Consider the following 3,281-nt stretch of genomic DNA (forward strand, 5'->3'; position numbering starts at 1 on the left):
TTGCGTGGCAACGTCCTATCCTCGCAGGGGGCGATCCCCCAACTACTTTTGGCGTGCTGAAGCTTAACTTCTGTGTTCGGCATGGGAACAGGTGTATCCTTCAGGCTATCGCCACCACACTATGCTTATTTTTCATAAGCCTGAGCGAACTTCGTTCTCTCAAAACTAGATAATATCTTCTCTGTTAAACTTTGATTTAACCCTGTGTCTTCCTTGGTTAAGTCCTCGACTGATTAGTATTAGTCCGCTTCACATATCACTATGCTTCCACTTCTAACCTATCGACCTGATCATCTTTCAGGAGTCTTACTTCCATATAGGAATGGGAAATCTCATCTTGAGGCGAGTTTCACACTTAGATGCTTTCAGCGTTTATCTCATCCATACATAGCTACTCAGCAATGCGCCTGGCGGCGCAACTGATACACCAGCGGTATGTCCATCCCGGTCCTCTCGTACTAGGGACAGCTCCTCTCAAATTTCCTGCGCCCGCGACGGATAGGGACCGAACTGTCTCACGACGTTCTGAACCCAGCTCGCGTACCGCTTTAATGGGCGAACAGCCCAACCCTTGGGACCAACTACAGCCCCAGGATGCGATGAGCCGACATCGAGGTGCCAAACCTCCCCGTCGATGTGAACTCTTGGGGGAGATAAGCCTGTTATCCCCAGGGTAGCTTTTATCCGTTGAGCGATGGCCCTTCCATATGGTACCACCGGATCACTAAGTCCGACTTTCGTCCCTGCTCGACCTGTTTGTCTCGCAGTCAAGCTTGCTTTTGCCTTTACACTTTACAAATGATTTCCAACCATTCTAAGCAAACCTTTGAGCGCCTCCGTTACTATTTAGGAGGCGACCGCCCCAGTCAAACTGCCAACCAGACACTGTCTCCGAGCACGTTAAGTGCTCAGGGTTAGAGTGTTCACATAGCAAGGGTAGTATCCCACTGACGCCTCCACCGAAACTAGCGTTCCGGCTTCTATGGCTCCTACCTATCCTGTACAAGCTATGTAAACACCCAATATCAAGCTACAGTAAAGCTCCATGGGGTCTTTCCGTCCTGTCGCGGGTAACCTGCTTCTTCACAGGTATCTTAATTTCACCGAGTCTCTCGTTGAGACAGTACTCAAATCGTTACGCCTTTCGTGCGGGTCGGAACTTACCCGACAAGGAATTTCGCTACCTTAGGACCGTTATAGTTACGGCCGCCGTTTACTGGGGCTTCATTTCGAGGCTTTGCCGAAGCTAACCTTTCCACTTAACCTTCCAGCACCGGGCAGGCGTCAGCCCATATACTTCATCTTACGATTTTGCATAAACCTGTGTTTTTGATAAACAGTCGTTTGAGTCTTTTCACTGCGGCTGGCCGTGAGGCCAGCACCCCTTCTTCCGAAGTTACGGGGTCATTTTGCCGAGTTCCTTAACGAGAGTTCTCTCGCTCACCTGAGGATACTCTCCTCGACTACCTGTGTCGGTTTGCGGTACGGGTAATTAATTACTAACTAGAAGCTTTTCTCGGCAGCGTGACATGGGTTACTTCTCTACTTAAATTTCGATCCTCATCATCGCTTGTCAACCCGGTTACAAGCATTTAACTCATAACCTGACTTACGATTTGAACATACATTTCCATCAGTATGCATAACTTAGCCTTCTGCGTCCCTCCATTGTTCAAACATAATTAACTAGTACAGGAATCTCAACCTGTTATCCATCGCCTACGCTTCTCAGCCTCGGCTTAGGTCCCGACTAACCCTGGGAGGACGAGCCTTCCCCAGGAAACCTTAGTCATTCGGTGGACCAGATTCTCACTGATCTTTCGCTACTCATACCGGCATTCTCACTTCTAAGCGCTCCAGCAGTCCTTGCGGTCTGCCTTCATTGCCCTTAGAACGCTCTCCTATCACGCAACGTAGTTGCGTCCGCAGTCTCGGTAATATGCTTAGCCCCGGTAAATTTTCGGCGCAGAATCACTCGACTAGTGAGCTATTACGCACTCTTTAAATGATGGCTGCTTCTGAGCCAACATCCTAGTTGTCTATGCAACTTCACTACCTTTTCCACTTAGCATATATTTAGGGACCTTAACTGGCGGTCTGGGCTGTTCCCCTTTCGACGATGGATCTTATCACTCATCGTCTGACTCCCGGACATAAATCAGTGGTATTCGGAGTTTATCTGAACTCAGTAATCCTAGATGGACCCCTTGCTCAAACAGTGGCTCTACCTCCACGATTCTAATTCCGAGGCTAGCCCTAAAGCTATTTCGGAGAGAACCAGCTATCTCCAAGTTCGTTTGGAATTTCACCGCTATCCACACCTCATCCCAGCACTTTTCAACGTACACGGGTTCGGACCTCCGGTGCGTATTACCGCACTTTCATCCTGGACATGGATAGATCACCTGGTTTCGGGTCTACGGCAACATACTAAAACGCCCTCTTAAGACTTGCTTTCGCTACGGCTCCGCTTTTTCGGCTTAACCTTGCATGCAACTGTAACTCGCCGGTTCATTCTACAAAAGGCACGCTATCACCCGTTAACGGGCTCTAACTGCTTGTAGGCACATGGTTGCAGGAACTATTTCACTCCCCTTCCGGGGTGCTTTTCACCTTTCCCCCACGGTACTGGTTCACTATCGGTCACTAGGGAGTATTTAGCCTTGGGAGATGGTCCTCCCGGATTCCGACGCCGTTACACGTGTGGCGCCGTACTCAGGATCCTGAACTGAGGGTATTCGATTTCATTTACGAGACTATCACTCTCTTTGGTGCAGCTTCCCAGCTGCTTCAATTATCAAATACTTTTGTAACTCAAATGTTCAGTCCTACAACCCCGGACCATAAAGGTCCGGTTTGGGCTATTCCCAGTTCGCTCGCCGCTACTTTGGGAATCGAAATTTCTTTATATTCCTGTGGGTACTTAGATGTTTCAGTTCCCCACGTCTGCCTCTGCGCAGCTATGTATTCACTACGCAGTGACCAGTCATGACACTGGTCGAGTTTCCTCATTCGGAAATCTCCGGATCAAAGCTTACGTACAGCTCCCCGAAGCATATCGGTGTTAGTTCCGTCCTTCATCGGCTCCTAGTACCAAGGCATTCACCATGCGCCCTTTTTAACTTAACCTATAATCCTTCGGATTATAAATTATTGAGTTTAGCGATTAAACTATTAATTTAAAAAACTCAAATAACACAATGGTTATTTCTCGGTTGAAATTATATTAAAAATATAATTTTTACAGAAAATAATATTATCTAGTTTTCAAAGAACAAAGT

General features: G+C 47.7%; 2 rRNA genes. Both read right to left on the reverse strand.

The annotated features are described in order from the left end of the window. Positions 1-2 precede the first annotated feature (2 nt). A 5S ribosomal RNA gene (gene rrf / locus BHU33_RS02900) occupies positions 3-119 on the reverse strand. Positions 120-213: 94 nt separating this feature from the next. Beyond that, a 23S ribosomal RNA gene (locus BHU33_RS02905) occupies positions 214-3,129 on the reverse strand. Between the last annotated feature and the right edge of the window lie 152 nt (positions 3,130-3,281).

Source organism: Fructilactobacillus lindneri DSM 20690 = JCM 11027 (assembly GCF_002907375.1).
Lineage (GTDB): Bacteria > Bacillota > Bacilli > Lactobacillales > Lactobacillaceae > Fructilactobacillus > Fructilactobacillus lindneri.